The 263-nt window shown below is 61.6% G+C and carries 1 pseudogene; it reads left to right on the top strand.

Features of this window, described 5'->3' with window-relative positions:
* A pseudogene (locus tag SB822_RS58150) lies at positions 1 to 263 on the top strand (VirB4 family type IV secretion/conjugal transfer ATPase); the annotation flags it as partial.

Here is a 263-nt window from a genome sequence, read left to right as displayed (position 1 = left end):
CGGCAAGCCTACCGGTTGTGCGCCACTTAAGGCACTCGACCTGACGCCAGAAAACAAGATCTTCCTCGCAGACTGGATTGGAAAGCTGGTGGGGTCGTTGTCGGGGCAGTTGTCTGTCACCGAACTGCGCGACATTGCCACCGCCATCGATGGGCTTGCGGATCTTCCGGTGGAACAACGTACGATCGGAGCGCTCCGGCCTTTCCTCGACAATCCGAACCCCGAAGGCATCGCCGCCCGGTTGCGCCGATGGGAGAGCGGAG

Source organism: Paraburkholderia sp. SIMBA_054 (assembly GCF_046534875.1).
Classification (GTDB): Bacteria; Pseudomonadota; Gammaproteobacteria; order Burkholderiales; family Burkholderiaceae; genus Paraburkholderia; species Paraburkholderia hospita.
Note: the sequence above shows the minus strand (reverse complement) of the source record. Positions and strands in the feature narration are given on the sequence as shown.